Genomic DNA, 19,160 nt, shown 5'->3' on the forward strand with positions numbered 1-19,160 from the left:
TCGGGCCCCCTCAGGGCGCGTCCGCGAACGGCGTGAAGTGGGCAGGGGCGTGGTCGATGGGCAGCCCGGGCCGCCAGGCGGTGAGGATCTGGGCGCTGCACTCGAACAGGCCGGGCGGCAGCGCGTCCAGGGGCCACCAGCGCCAGTCGCCGACGGACTCGTCGGGCTGGTCGGCCGGCGTCCCCCGCCACGCGGTGACGACGGCGCCGACGGTCATCCGGACGACGCCCCCGACCTGGTCCACGAGCGTGCCGAGCAGCCGTACGTCGGCCGGGTCGGCGAGCAGCCCGGTCTCCTCGGCGAGTTCCCTGACGACGGTCTCCCGCAGCGACTCGCCCGGCTCCACGGTGCCGCCGGGCAGCTCCCGGGTGCCGCGCCGGTGCCGGCCCAGGAGCAGCCCCCGCGGACCCACCAGCACGGCTCCGACGCCGATGGCGGCGTGCGGCACGGGCGGGCGCGCGGTCCGGGGCCGGGAGGTGACGCGTGCCGGACGGCGGACCTGGAAGAGCCGGTAGGAGGCGTGGTTGTCCTCCTCCGGAGCGTCCAGTGCCGTGACGGACTCCACCTCCAGCCCGTACGTCCGCAGCAGCTCCGTCCACACCTCGGTGGTCAGCACCCACATCCGGACGGTCAGCTCCCCGCCGCCGGCCAGGCGCAGGATCTCCGGCCGCGCGGTCACCTCGGTGCCGGGGCCGTGCCCGGCGGAATTGGTGTGCAGGACGGTGAAGCAGAGCCGGCCGCCGGGCTTGAGGACGCCGGCCAGCTCGGGCAGCAGCCGGTGCGGGTCGATGTACGGGAAGGCGTGGACGGCGTAGACGGCGTCGTAGGGGTCGGCCGTCCGCAGATGTTCCACGGCGTCGGCGCACACCAGGGTGAGCCCGGGCAGGTCGCCGTGGCGTGCCCGGGCGCGCTCGATCTGTGAGGACGAGGAGTCCACGGCGTCCACGCGCGCGCCCCGGTCGCGCACGAGGTGGGCGGCGTGGCGGGCCGGTCCGCAGCCGAGGTCCAGCACCCGCAGGCCCCGCAGGTCGCCGAGCGGCGCGTCACCGGGCCCGGACCCGGCGGGCCCCCAGTCGATCCGCTCGGCCCCGGGCAGGGGAGTGGCGCGCTGCAGATGGTGGCGGCCGTACGCCGTCCACGCCTCGGTGTTCGTCTCTTCGGGCGTCACCGTCCCATGTCTCCCCGCGCCGCCGCCGTCCAGTCGTCCGGCCGCTCACCGGCGCGAGGTCCGGGCCGTGGCTCGGGCACGGACCCGCGTCGGATGCGCGCGGAGCGGACTGAGAGACTGGCGGGCATGGACACGGTCCGCAGGAACAACGTCACCGTCACCGGCACCCCTCGTGGGCGCACGGTGGTGCTGGCCCACGGGTTCGGCTGCGACCAGAACATGTGGCGGCTGACCGTGCCCGCGCTCGCCGACGACCACCGGGTGGTGCTCTTCGACTACGTGGGGTCGGGACGCTCGGACGCTTCGGCGTTCTCCGCCGACCGCTACGCGTCCCTGAACGGCTACGCCCAGGACGTGGTGGAGGTCTGTGAGGCGCTGGACCTGCGCGACGCGGTGTTCGTCGGGCACTCCGTCAGCGCGATGGTCGGCGTCCTCGCCGCCGACCGCGCCCCGGAGCGCATCGGTGCCCTGGTGATGGTCGCGCCCTCCCCGCGCTACATCGACGACGACGGCTACCGCGGCGGCTTCAGCGAGGACGACATCGACGAGCTGCTGGGCTCCCTGGAGTCCAACTACCTCGGCTGGTCTGCGGCGATGGCCCCCGTGATCATGGGCAACGCCGACCGTCCCGAGCTCGGCGAGGAACTGCGCAACAGCTTCTGCGCCACCGACCCCGACATGGCCCGTGTCTTCGCCCGCACCACGTTCCTCTCCGACTCGCGCGACGACCTGAAGCGGCTGCGGGTGCCCACCCTCGTACTGGAGTGCACCCAGGACATGATCGCTCCCCGAGAGGTCGGCGCGTTCGTGCACCGGTCGGTCCCCGGCTCCACGCTGGTGACCCTGGACGCCACCGGGCACTGCCCCCATCTGTCGGCCCCGGACGCCACCAACGAGGCGATCGCCGCGTTCCTGGCCGGACTGCGCTGATGGCCCGGGCCGGGCAGCACTCGGACCCGCACGACGCCGACGACGACAAGGCGGCCCACGTCGCCTTCGCCGCCCTGCTGGAGGACAGCGCCGAGGACTTGTACGAGTTCGCGCCGTGCGGCTACCTGTCCACGCTCATGGACGGGACGATCGCCAAGATCAACGCCACGCTGCTGGACTGGCTCGGGCTGTCCCGGCAGGACGTGGTCGGGCGACTGCGCCTCACCGACCTGCTGACCGTCGGCGGCAAGCTCTACCACGAGACGCACTTCGCGCCGCTGCTGCGCATGCAGGGAGAGATCAGCGGCATCGCACTGGAGATCAAGCAGGCCTGCGGCGGCCGTATGCCGGTCCTGGTGTCCTCCGTCGTCAAGCGCGGCACCACCGGTGAGCCCCTGCTGATCCGCACCACCGTCTTCGACGCCGGGGACCGTCGCGCCTACGAGGAGGAGCTGCTGCGCCGGCAGCGGGCCGCCGAGGAGGCGCGCCGGCAGGCGGAGGCCGACCGGGCCAGGCTGCAGGACGCCATCGCCGTGCTCCAGCAGTCCCTGCTCCCGGACACGCTGCCGGAACTGCCCGGAGCGCAGACCGCAGCGCACTACCACACCGCCTCCCCGGACCGGCTGGGCGGCGACTTCTACGACGTCTTCCCCCTGGACGGCAAGCGGTTCGGGTTCTTCCTCGGCGACGTGTGCGGCAAGGGCCCCCAGGCCGCCGCCCTCACCTCGCTGACCCGGTACACCCTGCGTGCCGCCGCCCTGCACGACCCGGACCCCGTCTCGGCACTGACGACTCTCAACCAGGTGCTGCACGAGCGCTACGCCGCGGGCGGCGACCCGCGCTACTGCACCGCCGTCTTCGGGACGCTCGACTCCGACCCGGCCACCGGGCGCCTCACCGTCCACCTCGCCTCGGGCGGTCACCCGCCCGCGCTGGTGCTGCGCGCCGACGGCTCCGCGGCCTACCTGCCGACCCCCGGCGGGCTGCTCGTCGGAGTCCTGCCCACCGCGCCCTTCACGGCCGCCGCCACCACCCTCGACGCCGGCGACACGCTGCTGCTCTACACTGACGGGCTCACCGAGGCCCGTACCGGCAAGGACCGCACCAGCCTCTACGGCGGCGAAGCCCTTCTGGACTTCGCCGCCACCCAGGCCGGCCGGCCCCCGCACGCCGTCATCGAGGCCCTCGGCGACCTGTTGTCCGGGTTCGGCGACGGCCTGGACGACGACACCGCCCTTCTCGCGATCGGCGTCCCGACGACCCGACGACCCGATGAGCAGAACACGATGAGCAGAACACGATGAACGCACTGAAGATCAGCATTCGAGACGCCGTGAACGGGCCGGTCCTGGAGATCGCCGGGGACCTGGACTACGTCAGCGCCGGTGAGCTCCGCGAGCTGCTCCCCACGATCACCGTCCGCCCGGGCCAGCGCCTCGTCGTCGACCTGGGCGCCCTGGAGTTCTGCGACTCCAGCGGCATCACCGCCCTGATCGCCGCGCACCACCACGCGCAGTCCTCCGGAGGGGAGCTGGTGCTGACCGCGGTACCGGCCAACACGCTGCGCATCCTGAGCATCGTCGGGCTGGACCAGATCCTCACCATCCACCCCGACAGCGAGACCGCCATCGGCACCTGACCGGGCCCCGCGAACCGGCCATCTGCAGAAGTCAGGCGACCCTCACACCGGCTAGCGTGGCGCGTGCCGTCATCACGCGAACCGCACACCGGGAGCCGGGTTTGCCGTACACCTCCGAAAGCGCCGACAGCCGTCCGGACCGCATCGGCCCCGAGGGATGGGCGGAACTCGGCTCCCGTGAAGAGCTGCGCGAACTGCTCGGCGAGCCCTGGCCCGTGGTCATCGACAAGGTCCACGACCGGCTCACCGAGGAGGACCGGGACATCGTCGCCCGCTCGCCCTTCTGCCTCCTCGCGACCGCCGACGCCGACGGCGACTGCGATGTGTCGCCGCGGGGCGAGGAACCCGGCTTCACCCACGTCCTCGACCCGGGGAGGATCGCCCTGCCCGACCGGCCGGGCAACCGGCGCGCCGACAGCTTCCACAACATCCTCGCCAACCCGCACGCCGGACTGCTCTACCTCGTCCCGGGCAGCGGACAGGTGCTGCGCGTCAACGGGCGCGCCCGCATCCTCACCGACGCGCCCTTCTTCGACGCCATGACCCGGCAGGGGCGCCGGCCGCGGCTCGCCCTCGTGCTCGACATAGACGAGATCTACCTCCACTGTGCGCAGTCGCTGAACCGGTCCGGGCTGTGGAAGCCGGAGTCGTGGACGCGCCACTGATCCAGGAAGGCCGCGTTCCGGACGTCCGAGGCGGTATGACCGGTCATCAAAGATGACCAGAAACCGGCGCGTGTCCCTTCGCCGAACCGGTTCAGACCAGTGGCGGTCGCACCGACCCGCCCCACCGGCGGAACGGCCCACCCGCTCCGCGCCGACCTGCGGCGGAGAGATCGCCGGGCCCCCGGCGGGCATCCGGGGGAACGGCCGAGCACACGGCCCGCCCGGATCAGCGGCGCCAGGCGGACCTGCGTTTTTCCGTCAGCTTCCGCGGCAAGAGCACGAAAGCTCCACAGATACCTCACTATGTGACGCGACGGATGCGTCGACGACCGGTCTCTGAGGGGGAAGCCGGCGTCGCGCGCGGGGGTGCGTCCGCTCTGCGGAGCCATGCTCACCCCTGCACGGGGAGGGGACAGCACCGCATGAAGCGGACCTTGAGCACCACCGTGCTGACGACGGGCGCACTGATAGCCGCCCTCGGCGTACCGGCCGCCCAGGCGGCCGAGCCGGCGCCCCGCATCGACCTGCGGGTGCTCGTCGTCAGCGACGGAGGCCCGGCCACCGACGCCATCGCAGCCGAACTGGCGACCGCCGGAACGCCGTACACGGAGATCGACCTGACCCGGTCCGACCGCCCCGTGATCGACGCCGGCTACCTCGCGGACACCGTGGACGGCCGCCCCCGTGCCAGGTTCCAGGCGGTCGTCCTGCCCAACGACAACCCGTTCCCGGCCGGCTCGGCGGAGATGGCCGCCCTCGCGGCGTACGAGCAGGAGTACGCCGTCCCGCAGGTCGACGCCTACACCTACGCCCGGCCCGAGGTCGGACTGCGGTACCCCGTGAACGGCGGCTACTCAGGCAGCGTCGACGGCGTGCGGGCCGAGGTCACGGACGCCGGGCGGTCCGGGCCGTTCGGCTACCTCGACGGACCGGTGCCCTTCGAGGACAACGCGCCCGACGTCGGCGAGAGCTACGCCTTCCTCTCCAGCCCCGCCGAGGGCGCCGACTTCACGCCGTACGTCCAGGCGCCCATCCCCGGCACCACCCGGCAGGGCTCGCTGGTGGGGGAGTACCGGCACGACGGGCGACGCGAACTCGTCGTCACCTTCGTCTACAACCGCCACCAACAGCAGTTCCGGCTGCTCGCCCGCGGCATCGTCGCCTGGATGACCGGCGGCGTGCACCTCGGCGCCTCCCGCAACTACTTCGCCGTCCACGTCGACGACGTCCTCGCGGGCGACGACCGCTGGAACTCCCGCCTCAACTGCACGCCCGGCGACGTCGACTGCACCGACCCGGACGCCACACCCGACCCGATCAGGATGACCCCCGCCGACGTCGACCACGCCGTCACCTGGCAGCGGGAACGCGACTTCACGCTCGACCTCGCCTACAACGCGGCCGGCAGCGCCGACCACCGCGAGGACCACGCCGGCGCCGACCCGCTCGCCGACCGCCTCCTGGAGCGGCGCGACGCCTTCCGCTGGATCAACCACACCTACACGCACGCCTTCCTCGGCTGCGAGCAGGACACCGCGGTGGTGCCCTGGCGCTGCGCCACGAACGCCGACGGCAGCACCAGGTGGGTCGGCCGCGACGCCATCGCCGACGAGATCGCCCACAACCGCGCCTGGGGACGGTCCGCGGGACTCCCGCTGGACGACGACGAGTTGGTGACCGGCGAGCACTCCGGGCTCAAGGTGCTGCCGCAGCAGCCCGACGACAACCCCAACCTGGCGCTCGCCCTCGCCGACACCGGCGTCACCTGGCTCGCCTCGGACCACTCCCGCGAACCGGGCCGGCGCCGCGTCGGCCCCGCCACCACGGTCCCGCGCCACCCGATGAACGTCTTCTACAACGCGGGCCGCGCCGCCGAGCAGGTCGACGAGTACAACTGGATCTACACCAGCCGCGCCCAGGGCGGCAGCGGCATCTGCGAGGACGACCCGGCCACCACCTGCCTGCCCGCACCGCTCGACCCCGACACCGGCTACACCGAGCACATCGTGCCCCTGGAACGGCAGATCGCCCTCGGCCACGTCCTCGCCAACGACCCCACGCCGCACTTCATCCACCAGTCCAACCTGGCCGAGGAGCGCATCGCCTACCCGGTCCTCGACGGCGTCCTCGACGGCTACGAGGCGCTGTTCGCGGCGGACACCCCGCTGGTCGACCTGCGGATGAAGGCCATCGGCGAGGAACAGGGCCGCCGGGCCGCCTGGCGGACCGCCGTGGACGACGGACAGGTCACCGCCTACCGGATCGGCGACACCGTCACCATCGACGGCCCCGCCGGCGTCGACATCCCCGCCACCCTGCCCGAGGGCACCACCCGGTCCGGCACCCCCTTCGGCCAGGCGTACGCCGGACACCGCTCCGGCTGGACGGCCCCGGCCGCCGGACCACTCACCCTCACCCTGCCCGCCTCCACGGCACCCGCCACGCCCGGCGGCCCGGACGGCTCCGCACCCGCCACCGCCCCGGCCCCCGACGCCCGCGTCCCCGCGGGCGTGGCCGAGCACGTCCCGCCCACGGGGAGCTGACCGGCACCCGCAGACACGTCCCGGGCGCCCGCGCCGGGACCGGCACCCCCTCACCCCACCTCGGCCGTGGAGCCCAGCCATGCACGTTCACCACGCCGCGCGGCGGGCCGCCGCCGCGCGCGTCACCCTGCTCACCGAAGGCACCTACCCGCACAGCCACGGCGGCGTCAGCGTCTGGTGCGACCAGCTCGTCACCGGCATGCCCGACATCGAGTTCGACGTCATCGCCGTCACCGGCACCGGACGGGAACCCCTCGTCTGGGACCTGCCCGGCCATGTCCGCGACGTCCTGTCCGTGCCCATGTGGGGCGCCACCCCCGACGGCCGGCCCCCGCGCGGCCGGTCCCGCCGCCGACTCGCCACCGCCTACGAGCGGTTCCTGACCGCGCTCGTCGACCCCGGCGCCGAGGACGGCTTCGCACCCGCCCTCCACGCTCTGGCCCGCGCGGCCGCCGCCGCCGAACTCAGCCCGTTCCTGCGGGGCGACACCGCCCTGCGCATCCTCACCGCCGTATGGACCCGCCCCGGCCTGGCCGTACGCGAGGCGCGGCCGACGCTGCACGACGCGCTCACCGCCACCGCCCTGCTGGAACACGCGCTGCGGCCGCTCGCCGCGCCGCCCCCGCGGGACGGCGTCGCGCACGCCGTCAGCGGCGGCGTCGCCGTCCTGCCGGGCCTCGCGGCCCGCGAACGGTACGGCGTCCCGCTGCTGCTCACCGAGCACGGCGTCTACCTGCGCGAGCGCTACCTGGGCTACCGCACCGCGGCCTACCGCTGGCCCGTCAAGGCGGTCGTCCTCGGCTTCTTCAGGCTGCTCGCGCGGGAGAGCTACCGCCAGGCGGCACTCATCACCCCGGGCAACCGCTACAACCGGCTCTGGGAGGAACAGGGCGGCGCCGACCCCTCCGCGATCCGCACCGTCTACAACGGCGTCGACCCGGCCGCCTTCCCCCCGGCCGGCCCGGAACCCGGGACCCCCACCCTGAGCTGGGCCGGACGAGTCGACCCCATCAAGGACCTGGAGACCCTCATCCGCGCCTTCGCCCTCGTCCGGGGACAACGCCCCGACGTCCGGCTGCGGTTGTTCGGCGGCACCCCGCGCGGCGGTGAGGCGTACCGCGAACGCTGCGAGGCCCTCGCCGCCGAACTCGGGCACGCCGACGCGGTGACCTTCGAAGGCCGCGTCGACGACATCCAGGACGCCTACGCCGCCGGCACCGTGGTCATGCTGTCCAGCATCAGCGAAGGCTTCCCCTTCACCCTGATCGAGGCCATGTCGTGCGGCCGGGCCACCGTGTCCACCGACGTCGGCGGCGTCCGCGAGGCCGTCGGCGACACCGGACTCGTCGTGCCGCCGCGCGACCCGGCCGCCATGGCCGCCGCCGCGCTCGAACTCCTCGGCGACCCCGGACGCCGCCGGGCGATGGGGGAGGCCGCACGGCTGCGGGTCATCGAGCAGTTCACGCTGCGGCAGACCATCGACACGTTCCGCGGCATCTACCACGAACTGGCCACCGGGACGGCACCCCCGCCCACCCGGGTCGTCCTGCCCGCCCCGGCGGTCACCGGCACCGGGAGCCTCACCGGATGAGCGGCCCCCTGTCCCTCGAACCCGGCGGCGACGGACGCGACGCGCTCGCCCTGCGGCTCGCCACACCCCGCCCGCCGCGCCGCCGCCCGCGCTGGGCCCTGGACGACGCCACGCTCGCCGTCCGGCTGCCCGGCCGGGGCCCCGACGAGGAGGCCGTCAGCACCCTGGCCGCCGAACTCGCCGACGCCATAGGGCCCGCCGTCCACCCCTACGAAGTGGCCGCCCTGCTGGAGGCCGAGGGCCTGTCCGCGTCCGTCATCAGGGAGCGGTACGGGCACCCGGACCTGTTCTCCCTGGCGACCGCCCTCTACGCGCGGGTGCCTAGGACGTTCCCGGAACCACCGCCCGCACCCGACCCGTGGCGGCCCGACACCCTGCGCTGCCTGCTGCGCGGCGCGCTGTTCGCCCTGCCCGCCCTCGCCCATCTGCTGACCGCCCCGCTGTGGCCGCTCAGTCGGTACGCCCCCGTGCTGATCGTGGCGTGCATCGCCTCCTGGGCCTGGGGGCAGGCCCTCGGCCACCGCGCCCACCTGCGGCTCGTGACGGGACGCCGGGAGGCGTCCGGCACCCTGCTCACCGGGTCACTGCTGGGCGCCGCCACGGCGACGGCCCTCGCGCTGGTCCCCGGCCCGGACGCCCTGGCCCTCGCGGTCGCCGCCGGCCAGTCGCTGTACCTGGCCGCCGCGGGCGTCCTGCTCGTGCTCGCCCGGGAGAGGCTGCTGCTCGCGGCGCTCAGCCCGCTCGTCGCCGGCGCCGCCGTCCTGCCGTGGTGGGAACCCGGACCACTCGCGCGGGCCGGGCTGCCCCTGCTCGCGCTGGTCGCCACCCTTGCCGCCGCCGGCCGGGTCCTGGGGAAGGGCCGCACCTGCCCACCCGCACCGCACCCACCGCGCACCCCCCTGCGCGCCTCCCTGCCGTACGGCCTGTTCGGCCTCGCCGCCGCCGTGCTCGTCGTCCTCACCGGCCGCCGGCAGCCCTACGCCGTCCTCGCGTTGACCCTCAGCATGGGGCCCGCCGAATGGCTGCTGTACCGCTACCGCGGCTGGTCCGTCGCCGCGCTGCGCACCAGCGCGACCCCCGGCGGGTTCCTGCTGCGCTCGGCCGGCGTCCTCGCCGGCTGCCTGAGCGCCTACCTTCTGCTGTTGCTGCCCGCCGCACTGCTCACCGCCGCGGACCCGGCCACCCTCCTGCTGCTCGCGGCCACCCTGTGGACCGCCCTGCTGCTGCAGGCGTTCGGTACGGCCTGGCCACCCGCCCTGCTCTGCCTCACCGCCGCCGGAACGGCCGGCACGGTCACCGCCCTGGACCCGCCGGGCACGCCGGCCGTCCTGCCGGCGGTGTGCGCCGCGGCCGCGCTCTGTCTCGCGGTGTGCGCGCTGCGCCTGCTCGGCCGGCCCTCCCCACACGCCTGACCCTCCGCATCACCCCAACGGACCTCCGGAGCCCCGCGTCCCGACCGCACCGGGCCCGCGTCCGGCCACCACGACGAAAGGACCGAGAGTTGACCTCCGCCCCGCTCGCCGCCGTCACCGGCGCCGAAGGCTTCATCGGCTCGCACCTCACCGAGGCCCTCGTCGCCTCCGGCCACCGCGTGCGCGCCATGGCCCAGTACAACTCGTTCTCCTCCTACGGCTGGCTGGAGACCCTACCCGCCGACGTGCTCGACCAGGTCGAGGTCGTCCTCGGCGACGTACGCGACCCCGGCTCGGTGCGCGGCCTGCTGGACGGCGCCGACTGCGCCTACCATCTCGCCGCGCTCATCGCGATCCCGTACTCCTACCAGGCCCCGCACAGCTACGTGGACACCAATGTCACCGGCACCCTCAACGTGCTGGAGGCCGTCCGCGCCCTCGGCGTCCCGCGCCTGGTGCACACGTCCACGAGCGAGACGTACGGCACCGCGCGGACCGTGCCGATCACCGAGGACCATCCCATCAACACCCAGTCGCCGTACGCCGCTTCGAAGGCGGGCGGCGACCGGCTCGCCGACAGCTACCACGCCAGCTTCGGCACCCCGGTGGTGACGCTGCGCCCGTTCAACACCTTCGGCCCCCGCCAGTCGATGCGCGCCGTGATCCCCACCGTCATCGGGCAGGTGGCCGCCGGGGAACGCACGATCACCCTCGGCGACCTGCGCCCCACCCGCGACTTCACCTTCGTCGAGGACACCGCGCGGGCCTTCCTCGCCGTCGGCACCGCACCGGCCGAGCAGGTCGTCGGGCGCACCTTCAACGCCGGGACCGGCGGCGAGATCTCCGTCGGCGACCTGGTCGCGCTGGTCGGCAAGGTCATGGACGCTCCCCTCGACGTCCAGGAGGACCCCGCGCGGCTGCGGCCCGCCGCCTCCGAGGTGATGCGGCTCGTCGCCGACGCGAGCCGGCTCACCGCGGCCACCGGGTGGCGGCCGGAGAACACGCTCGAGGAGGGACTGGCGCGCACCGCGCGGTGGCTCACCGACCCCGCCAACCTGGCCCGCTACAAGACCGGCATCTACAACATCTGACCCGCCCGGCTCGTACCGCAGGAGGTATGCCATGCACGCAGTGATCCTCGCCGGTGGAAAGGGCGTCCGGTTGCGGCCGTACACCACCGCGCTGCCCAAGCCGCTCGTCCCCATCGGCGACCAGCACGCCATCCTGGAGATCGTGCTGCGCCAGCTGTCCACGGCCGGCTTCACCCGCTGCACCCTCGCCATCGGCCACCTCGGCGAGATCATCCGCGCCTACGTCGGCGACGGCTCCCAGTGGGGCATGAGCGTCGACTACGCCACCGAGGAGAGCCCGCTCGGCACCATGGGGCCGCTGCTCGCGCTGCGCGACCGCCTCCCCGAGCACTTCCTGGTCATGAACGGCGACGTCCTCACCGACCTCGACTACGCCGACGTCCTGCGCTCCCACGAGGCGTCCGGCACCCCCCTGACGATCGCCACGTACGCGCGCAAGGTGCACATCGACTTCGGGGTGCTGACCACCGACGCCAGCCGGGTGGTCGCCTTCACCGAGAAGCCCAGCATCGACTACCGGGTGTCCATGGGCGTCTACGGTGTCTCCCGGGCCACCCTCGACGGTTACACCCCCGGACTGCCCCTCGGCTTCGACGAACTCGTCACGGACCTGCTCGCCGCCGGACGCCCGCCGCACGCCTACGAGTTCGACGGCTACTGGCTCGACATCGGCCGCCCCGACGACTACGACCGCGCCAACGCGGAGTTCACCAGCCGCAAGTCGCTCCTGCTCAAGGGGGCCTGAACCACCATGCACCTCCTCGTACTCGGTGCCACCGGCTACCTCGGCACGCATGTCGTCGAGCGGCTGCGCGCGCTGCCCGGCGCACGGGTCCTCGTGGCCGGCCGCTCCCTCGCCGCCGACGTCACCGTCGACCTCGCCGCCGCCCGCCCACGGGACCTCGCGGCGGCGCTGGCCGAGGCCGCGCCCGACGCCGTCGTCAACTGCGCGGGCGCGACCGGCGGCGACGCCGTCACCCTGGCCGAGGTGAACACCCGCGGCCCGGCCGTGCTGTGCGCGGCGCTGCGGGAGGCGGCACCGGGGGCACGCCTGGTCCATCTGGGCTCGGCCGCCGAGTACGGTCCCACCGAACCGGGGGTGCGTGTCCCGGAGTCGGCGGCCACCCGGCCCGCCGGCCCGTACGGCGCGACCAAGCTGGCGGGCACGGTGGCGGTGACCGCATCCGGCCTGGACTCGGTGGTCCTGCGGGTGGGCAACCCGGTGGGCGCGGGAGCCCCGCCCACCGGGCTGCCCGGCCGGGTCGCGGCCCTCCTCGCGGAGGCGGGCGACGACCCGGAGGCGGCGCTGCGGCTCGGGGACCTGTCCGCACACCGCGACTTCGTGGACGTCCGCGACGTGGCCCGGGCGGCCGCCCTGGCCGCCACCGCCGAGGGACCGCTGCCACCCGTGCTGAACATCGGCGGCGGCGACGCCCGGCCGGTCCGCGACCTCGTGCGCGCCCTCGCCGACGCCGCCGGGTTCCGGGGCCGGATCGCCGAGGCCGGGACCGTCGGCTCCGCCCGGTCCGCGCAGGTCTCCTGGCAGTGCTCGGACATCACCGCCGCCCGCGACGCCCTGGGCTGGACCCCGGACCACCCCCTCCCCTCGTCCGTGGCGGCGCTGTGGGAGGCCGCCACCCGCCGCCCCGAGGAGGTACGAACGCGGTGAGCCTGCTGATCCCGCTGTACGTGCATCCGGCCGAGGACCCCGGCGCCTGGCACCGGCTCATCACCTGCGCCTCCCGCACCTACGCGGTCGTGCTGAATCCGGCGAACGGCCCCGGCAGCACCCCCGACCCGGCGTTCGCCAAGGCGGCCGAGGCGCTGCGCGCGGCGGGCGCCCGCCTCCTCGGCTACCTGGACACGGACTACGGGGCCCGCCGACCCGCCGAGGTCACCGCCGACCTGCGCCGGCACCGGGAGTGGTACGGCGTCGACGGCTGCTTCCTCGACCAGACACCGGCGGCCCCCGAGGCTCTTCCGGAGTGCCGCCGCCTCGTCCGCGCGGTCCGCCGCCTCGGCGCCTCGACGGTCGTCCTCAACCCGGGCGTCCACCCGGCCCCCGGCTACGCCCGCCTCGCCGACCTCACGGTCACCTTCGAGGGCCCCTGGTCCCGGTACGTCGCGGACTTCACCCGCCCCGCCTGGACGGAACGCGTCCCCGCCGACCGCCTGTGCCACCTGGTCTACGGCGTACCGCACCCCCTGGTCCCGCTCGCCCTGCGTACGGCGGGCGAGCGGGGCGCCGGTGTCTGCGGCCCGGTGACGGGTGATCTGCCCAACCCGTGGGCGGGGTTGACGCCGGCGTTGGTGGAGGGGTGAGCACACCGCCGCCGGGTCGGACGGTGAAGACGCCGTCGACGGGCAGGGACGCCCCGGTGAGGTACGCGCCGTCCGCACCGGCCACGTGGGCGACGGTGGCCGCGATCGGGAGCCCGCGTCCACGGCTCTCCGGTGGACGCCCGGTCATGAGCTGCCGTCACCCCCGTGCGAGGCGTCAGCCCTGCACGAGACCCTCCACGAGCATGCCCAGCGCCGACCTCGGGGCGCCGGCGCCGGTCCCGCCGGACGAGGGCGGCCAGATCGGGCCCGCGTCGGTGGTCGCGGAGCCCTTCGTGTCGTTGACCCCCTGGAAGAGACCGAAGTCGACGGGGCCGTCGTCGGCCGAGGCGGGAAGGGCGGCGGTGAGCAGGGCGGCGGCGACGAGCGCGGCGCAGGCGATGATCCTCATGCCGGGTCCAACGACGGCCGCGCCGTCTGGGTGTCCGGGTCCACGCCGACGGAGCATTCCTCGCGGGTCCGCAGATACGCCTCCAGCGCGGCGGCCCCGCTCAGCAGGGCCCGCCCGCGCGCTGAGAGCCGGCCGTGCCAGTCGCGCAGGGTCCCCTCCAGCGGCTCCAGTCCACCGGCCGCCCGGACCTGGCTGATCAGCGGCGCGATCTGCTCCAGCAGGTAGCCGCCGCGCCGGAGTTGGCGGATCAGACGGGCGTCGCGTACGTCCGCCTCGTCGTAGACCCGGTACCCGGTCAGCGGGTCGCGGTGCGGGCGCACCAGCCCGGCGCGCTCCCAGGCGCGCAGCGTCGCGGGCCGCACCCCGAGCTGCCGCGCGAGCGGGCCGACGAACAGGCCGCCCCCGCCCCGGCCGGCCGGGTGCGCGGGCTCCAGGTCACCGAGCGCCCGCTCCACCGCCCGCAGCGTCGCCCGGTCCTCCAGGAGCTGGGCGTGAGTGCCGGCGATGAGCCGGAACGCCTCCTCCAGCGCGTCCTGGCCGACGGTCCGCATGATCGCCGTCGCCGTGGCGTGCCCGTGGCCGGGGACCAGGGCGAGGAAGGCGCGCAGCGCCGCCGCGTGCACCGCGGTGTAGACCCGGTAGCCGGAGGCGGTGCGGGCCGCGGGCGGCAGGATGCCGGCCTCCTCGTAGTTCCGGACCGCCTGCGTGGACAGACCGGCCCCGCGCGCCAGGTCGATCGGCCGCAGACGCGCACCGGTTTGAAGGTGGGGACCCATGACACCCACGATATCGGGCCGCATCGCGGCCAAAGTCTCCACCGAACCTTCAACGATAGCGTTGAGGGCATGGCTTGTGACCTCAAGGACTTCACCCGCCCCCTCGACGCCGCGGCCCTCCTGCCGCTGCTCCCCGCCCGGCCCCGCGTCCTCGCCCTGGGCGAGCCCACGCACGGGGAGGACGCCCTGCTCGCCGTCCGCAACCACCTCTTCCGGCAACTCGTCGAGCAGGAGGGCTTCCGCACCATCGCGCTCGAGAGCGACTGCCTGCGGGCCCTGGCCGTGGACGCGTACGTCACCACGGGGGAGGGCACGCTCGACGAGGCCATGGAGCACGGGTTCGGGCACGGCTGGGGCGCCCACGACGGCAACCGTGACCTCGTGCGGTGGATGCGCGCCCACAACGAGGGCCGGCCCTCCGGCGAGCACGTCCGCTTCGCCGGCTGCGACGGCCCGCTGGAGATCACCGCCGCCGGCTCCCCGCGCCGGGCCCTGCTGGAACTGCACGGCCTGCTCGCCGCCCAGGTGGACCCAGGACTGCTGCCGTGCACCGCCGAGACCCTGGACCGGCTGCTCGGGGACGACGACCGGTGGACCGACCCCGACGCCATGCTCGACCCGGCCCGTTCCGTGGGCCGGTCCGCCGAGGCCCGTGAACTGCGGGTGCTCACCGACGACCTGGTGGCCCTGCTCGACGCACAGGCACCGCACCTGACCGCCGCCGTGCCGCCCGACGCCTGGGACCACGCCCGCCTGTACGCGCGGACGGCCACCGGCCTGCTGCGCTACCACCACGCCATGGCGGATCCCTCACCGGCCCGGATGACCCGGCTGTGCGCGCTGCGGGACCTGATGATGGCGCAGAACCTCCTGGCCCTCGCGGAACGGGCACCCGTGCTCGTCGCCGCCCACAACTCCCACCTCCAGCGCCCGAAGAGCAGCATGACGATGTGGCAGGGCCGGGTGGAATGGTGGAGCGCCGGCGCGCTCGTGGACGCCCGGCTCGGTGCCGGGTACGCCGTCCTGGCCACGGCGGTCGGGACCCTGCGGCACCGGGGCGTGGACACCCCGCCTCCGGAGTCCGTCGAGGGGCTGCTGTACGGACTCGCCGAGGACTCCGGCCTCGTCGACGTCGAACGGCTGACCGCCGCCCTCGGCGATCCGCCGCCCGCGCCCCGTGTGTCCCCCTGGTTCGGCTACGCCCCCCTGGACCCCGCGCACTTGGCGGCCCTCGACGGCCTCGTGTACGTCAAGGACGTCGTCCCGCGGACCTAGGTGGAAGGGCGCGCCCACCGGATCGTGGACGCGCCCCCTGTTCACCGCCGGTTCAGCTCAGCGGCTGGATCCAGATGTTCCGGTAGCGCACCTTGTTGCCGTGGTCCTGGAGGCGGACGGCGCCGGCCGAGGCGCCCTCCGGCCGGCCGCCTCCGGTCGGGCCGTCGATCGCGACGTCGTCGTGGACCTTCTTGCCGTTCCAGACGACGGTGACGCGGGCGTCGGCGGTCTTGGTGCCGTCGGCGTCGTAGCGGGCCGCCCGGAAGGTGATGTCGTACGACTGCCAGGTCTCCGGTGCGGTGGCCGCGTTGACGTCCGGGGCCTTCTTCAGGTAGATCGCCCCGGCCTCGTTCGTGTCGAGTGTCGTGTCGCCGTACGAGTCGAGGATCTGCACCTCGTAGCGGTCCTGGAGGTAGACGCCGCTGTTGCCGCGGTCCTGGCCCGTCACGTCGTCGGGCAGGAGCGGTACGCGGAACTCCACGTGCAGCCTGAAGTCCTGGTAGGCGTCCTTGGTGCGCAGGTCGCCGCAGCACACCTCCATCGACTTCCCGTCTGTCAGCGGCCATTCGGTGACGCGTCCGTCGGTGTGCTGCCACTGGCTCTGCGACGCGGCCGTGCCGTCGAAGAGGGTGACGCGGGCCCCGTGCGGCCGGACCGTGATCAGGTCCAGGTTGACGTGCCCGTCGTCACCGGCGTCGAAGCGGTACGCGACGGTGTTGTGCCCCTTGCGCAGGGTGACCCGTTCCGTCCGGGTCGACCAGGTCTCCCAGTCGCCGGTCGAGGGAAGCCGCGTCTGGCGCAGCTTCTTCCCGTTGGCGTACAGGGAGAGGGACTTGGTGCCCTGGAAGGGGTTGGGGCCGTTGGAGTAGCGCAGGCTGACGTCGTAGTCGCCGGCCTTCGGGACCGTGACGTCGAACGTGGTGGCCGCCTTGCCCTCGGTGCCGAACCGGTCGACGAAGCCGCTGCCCGAGTAGCCGCCGTGGTCCCGGTTCACCCCGGCCGTCCCGGTCAGGCGAGCCTCCTCCGCCTCGTACAGCGCGGCGGGTGGCGGCTGCTTGCCCGGCAGGGCGTTGAGCGTGTACCAGGCCTCGGTGCTCCACAGCTTCTCGCCGGACGCGGACGCGAACGGCCGCGGGGAGCGCACGTGCACGACACGGCCGGGCTTCAGTCCGTCGAGGCGCAGCAGGACGGTACGGCCGTCCTTGGCGAGGGTCGCCGAGCGGACGCCGAGCCGTTCCTCGGCGATCTTCGGTCCGCCGTAGTCCGATGTCGGGGTGTACCGCCACTGCTCGGCCTGGTACCGGGAGGCGAGCTTGTCCACGGTCTCCTGTGACAGCGGCTGCGTGTACTCCAGGTCGAAGCCGCCGGGGACGGCCCGCATCTCCTTGATGTCGAAGGTGTTGCCGCCGTTGGGGGTGAGCTTCTGCAGCCCGAACTTCAGCTTGCCCTCCTGGCCCCAGTTGCCGTCGGCACCGAGCCCGCCCGCGTAGACGGCGCCGTCGGGGCCCATCGTGATCCGGTTGACGCCGGCTTCGAGTCCCTGCGTGTAGCGGAAGACGGCGCCCTGGTACTGGCCCTTCACCTTCTCCAGATAGGCGCGCTGGAGCCCGCCGTAGGTGACGTCGCCGATGAGCAGCTGCCCGGCGAACCGGCCCTTGGTCAGATACAGCGGCGTACTGGGGGAGTTGGCGATCTCGTTCTGAGGCAGCCACAGCACCGGTTCGGTGACGGGACGGTCGTCGAACGGGCCGGACGGCTCGGTGTAGTGGTTGAAGAAGCGGTCCTGCTTGATGTGGACCAGCTTGGACGCGGGCAGCCAGCCGCCCTGGTTGTCGGTGGTGAAGATGTCGCCGCCCGGGCCCCAGCCGATGCCGTTGGGGGTGCGCAGACCACCCGCGATCGGCTGGATCTTCCCGGTCTTCCGGTTGATCCGGTACGTCGTGCCCCGGCCGGGCGCCGGCTGCGGAGTGGTCGTCGCGCCGCCGTAGTTGATGGCGACGGACAGGTTCACGTAGAAGTAGCCGTCGCGGTAGAGCAGACCGAACGCGAACTCGTGGAAGTTCCCGCCGTACGGCCAGGTCGCCACCGTGCGGTACTCGTCCGTGACGAAGTCGCGGTTCATGTCGACCAGTTGGGTCAGTTCGTGCTTCTGCGAGACGTACAGGGAGCCGTCGACGTACTTGATGCCCATGGGCTCGCGCAGCCCGCTCGCGACCTTCTTGACGGTCACCTTGTCGCGGCTTGTCCTCCCGGTGACGTTGTCCAGCAGGTACACCTCGCCCGTGGTGGTCTCCGAGCCGCCCCAGGTGCTGATGGCCAGGCGTCCGTCGGGCAGCCAGTCCATGCCGGTGACCTGCGGTTCGAAGCCGTCGGGGCGCAGATCGGTGAGGGTGAGGTCGGGCCGTACGTCCGTCAGGGGCAGCCCGTCGCCGGGGCTGTCCGCCCCCGACTCGCACTCCTTGCGGCCGGGCGCGGTCACCCGGACCACACCGGCGTCCGTGCTCAGCGCCTCCGTCGGCACGATGCTGAAGTCGCTCGCGGCCGGCGGCTTCCACGCCAGCGCGAGGCGCTGGTCGCCGCCCCGTTCGAAGTAGTCGATGCGGAACGGGTGCGAACCGGCGGTGAGCTGGACCGATCCGTCCTTCGGCTCGGCTCCGTGCAGACCGTCGTGGTCGACGACGGTCCGGTCGTCGATGGTGAGCCGTGACCCGTCGTCGCTGGTGAGGCGGAAGGTGTAGGAGCCGTCGTCCGGGATGACGAGGTAACCGGACACCACGGCCGAGAAGTTGTCGGCGAAGCCGCCGAAGTCACCGGTCGTGGACCAGTCCACGGTCGGCATGAGTCTGTCGTGGTTCGGTGTCTGGCCGGGCTTGAGGGTGCACAACTTGCTGAGCGGGACCTGGGTGTCGAACACGCGCAGGGTCACGCCCGGTTCCTGCGGGGGGATGTCAGCGGGGGCGGCGGCGGACGGGGGCGCCGCCAGGACGCCCCCGACCAGCAAGGCGCCGAGGAGAAGGGGAGTGAGTCTTCGGGCACGGCGGAACAACCGTGGATGCATCGGTCCTCCAGAACGGACCGGAGGCCGCCGGATCGCTCTCCGGTCGAGTTGCCCCCTGCGCGGGAGACGCGCAGAGGCGGTACTCGTTGCGGTTGCGCCGATACCGTAGGGGACTTTCGTTGTGCGCGTCCATACTTTGTCATCAGTGAGTTCAAAGTCCGGTGGGGTGGACGACCGGTCATGTCTGTGACACGGAGTGGAGGGTCGGTGCACGGCCCGCAGCGGGTGCGGCGCCGCCGCCCAGGGCGCACGCTGTTCTATGGGGCGTACCCCCCGAGCGC

At 73.7% G+C, this 19,160-nt stretch carries 16 protein-coding genes; 12 read left to right on the plus strand and 4 right to left on the minus strand.

Annotated elements, in window-relative coordinates; translation table 11 throughout:
* Nucleotides 1–10: 10 nt before the first annotated feature.
* On the minus strand, nucleotides 11–1,168 hold the full coding sequence (locus tag ACFRAC_RS28650) for an NUDIX domain-containing protein (protein ID WP_382933402.1): 1,158 nt from the start codon (nucleotides 1,166–1,168) through the stop codon (nucleotides 11–13).
* Nucleotides 1,169–1,294: 126 nt separating this feature from the next.
* Here ACFRAC_RS28650 and ACFRAC_RS28655 point away from each other — a divergent pair, with 126 nt between their 5' ends.
* The 11 genes from ACFRAC_RS28655 to ACFRAC_RS28705 all read left to right on the plus strand — a co-directional run bounded on the left by ACFRAC_RS28655 (nucleotide 1,295) and on the right by ACFRAC_RS28705 (nucleotide 13,361).
* Nucleotides 1,295–2,098 (plus strand): alpha/beta fold hydrolase, encoded by an 804-nt coding sequence (locus ACFRAC_RS28655; protein ID WP_382933407.1) that lies wholly within the window; start codon nucleotides 1,295–1,297, stop codon nucleotides 2,096–2,098.
* Nucleotides 2,098–3,402 carry a PP2C family protein-serine/threonine phosphatase gene (locus ACFRAC_RS28660; RefSeq protein ID WP_382933411.1) on the plus strand — a complete coding sequence of 435 codons (1,305 nt, stop codon included), beginning with the start codon at nucleotides 2,098–2,100 and terminating at the stop codon, nucleotides 3,400–3,402. Before ACFRAC_RS28655 ends, ACFRAC_RS28660 begins: the two co-directional genes overlap by 1 nt.
* Complete coding sequence (locus ACFRAC_RS28665; protein ID WP_382933414.1) at nucleotides 3,399–3,737, plus strand: STAS domain-containing protein; 339 nt, start codon at nucleotides 3,399–3,401, stop codon at nucleotides 3,735–3,737. The genes ACFRAC_RS28660 and ACFRAC_RS28665 overlap by 4 nt, the downstream gene beginning before the upstream one ends.
* 101 nt (nucleotides 3,738–3,838) lie before the next feature.
* Nucleotides 3,839–4,402, plus strand: a complete 564-nt coding sequence (locus tag ACFRAC_RS28670) for an MSMEG_1061 family FMN-dependent PPOX-type flavoprotein (RefSeq protein WP_382933418.1) — start codon at nucleotides 3,839–3,841, stop codon at nucleotides 4,400–4,402.
* A gap of 422 nt (nucleotides 4,403–4,824) precedes the next feature.
* On the plus strand, nucleotides 4,825–6,945 hold the full coding sequence (locus tag ACFRAC_RS28675; RefSeq protein ID WP_382933420.1) for a hypothetical protein: 2,121 nt from the start codon (nucleotides 4,825–4,827) through the stop codon (nucleotides 6,943–6,945).
* A gap of 79 nt (nucleotides 6,946–7,024) precedes the next feature.
* Complete coding sequence (gene pelF / locus ACFRAC_RS28680; RefSeq protein ID WP_382933425.1) at nucleotides 7,025–8,536, plus strand: GT4 family glycosyltransferase PelF; 1,512 nt, start codon at nucleotides 7,025–7,027, stop codon at nucleotides 8,534–8,536.
* Entirely contained in the window at nucleotides 8,533–9,948 is a 1,416-nt protein-coding gene (locus ACFRAC_RS28685) for a hypothetical protein (protein WP_382933428.1), read from the plus strand. The genes pelF and ACFRAC_RS28685 overlap by 4 nt, the downstream gene beginning before the upstream one ends.
* 89 nt (nucleotides 9,949–10,037) lie before the next feature.
* Nucleotides 10,038–11,039 carry a GDP-mannose 4,6-dehydratase gene (locus ACFRAC_RS28690; RefSeq protein WP_382933432.1) on the plus strand — a complete coding sequence of 334 codons (1,002 nt, stop codon included), beginning with the start codon at nucleotides 10,038–10,040 and terminating at the stop codon, nucleotides 11,037–11,039.
* A gap of 31 nt (nucleotides 11,040–11,070) precedes the next feature.
* Nucleotides 11,071–11,784, plus strand: a complete 714-nt coding sequence (locus tag ACFRAC_RS28695; RefSeq protein ID WP_382933438.1) for an NDP-sugar synthase — start codon at nucleotides 11,071–11,073, stop codon at nucleotides 11,782–11,784.
* 6 nt (nucleotides 11,785–11,790) lie between these two features.
* The gene (locus ACFRAC_RS28700) at nucleotides 11,791–12,708 is read left to right on the plus strand and encodes an NAD-dependent epimerase/dehydratase family protein (protein WP_382933443.1); all 918 of its coding nucleotides are present in this window, start codon (nucleotides 11,791–11,793) and stop codon (nucleotides 12,706–12,708) included.
* Nucleotides 12,705–13,361: a spherulation-specific family 4 protein gene (locus ACFRAC_RS28705; RefSeq protein WP_382933448.1), complete on the plus strand. Its 657-nt coding sequence runs from the start codon at nucleotides 12,705–12,707 to the stop codon at nucleotides 13,359–13,361. Before ACFRAC_RS28700 ends, ACFRAC_RS28705 begins: the two co-directional genes overlap by 4 nt.
* A 175-nt stretch (nucleotides 13,362–13,536) precedes the next feature.
* Here the strand turns inward: ACFRAC_RS28705 and ACFRAC_RS28710 are convergent, their stop codons facing one another.
* Together ACFRAC_RS28710 and ACFRAC_RS28715 are read right to left on the minus strand one after the other, a co-directional pair.
* Nucleotides 13,537–13,770 carry a hypothetical protein gene (locus ACFRAC_RS28710; RefSeq protein ID WP_382933451.1) on the minus strand — a complete coding sequence of 78 codons (234 nt, stop codon included), beginning with the start codon at nucleotides 13,768–13,770 and terminating at the stop codon, nucleotides 13,537–13,539.
* A complete protein-coding gene (locus tag ACFRAC_RS28715; RefSeq protein ID WP_382933459.1) occupies nucleotides 13,767–14,546 on the minus strand; it encodes a TioE family transcriptional regulator in 780 nt (259 codons plus the stop codon). Before ACFRAC_RS28715 ends, ACFRAC_RS28710 begins: the two co-directional genes overlap by 4 nt.
* A gap of 69 nt (nucleotides 14,547–14,615) precedes the next feature.
* Between ACFRAC_RS28715 and ACFRAC_RS28720 the strand changes: the two genes are divergently transcribed.
* Complete coding sequence (locus ACFRAC_RS28720) at nucleotides 14,616–15,821, plus strand: erythromycin esterase family protein (RefSeq protein WP_382933469.1); 1,206 nt, start codon at nucleotides 14,616–14,618, stop codon at nucleotides 15,819–15,821.
* Between the two features lie 52 nt (nucleotides 15,822–15,873).
* Here the strand turns inward: ACFRAC_RS28720 and ACFRAC_RS28725 are convergent, their stop codons facing one another.
* The gene (locus tag ACFRAC_RS28725; protein WP_382933476.1) at nucleotides 15,874–18,879 is read right to left on the minus strand and encodes a family 16 glycoside hydrolase; all 3,006 of its coding nucleotides are present in this window, start codon (nucleotides 18,877–18,879) and stop codon (nucleotides 15,874–15,876) included.
* Nucleotides 18,880–19,160 lie beyond the last annotated feature (281 nt).

Source organism: Streptomyces sp. NPDC056628 (genome assembly GCF_042792555.1).
Lineage (GTDB): Bacteria > Actinomycetota > Actinomycetes > Streptomycetales > Streptomycetaceae > Streptomyces.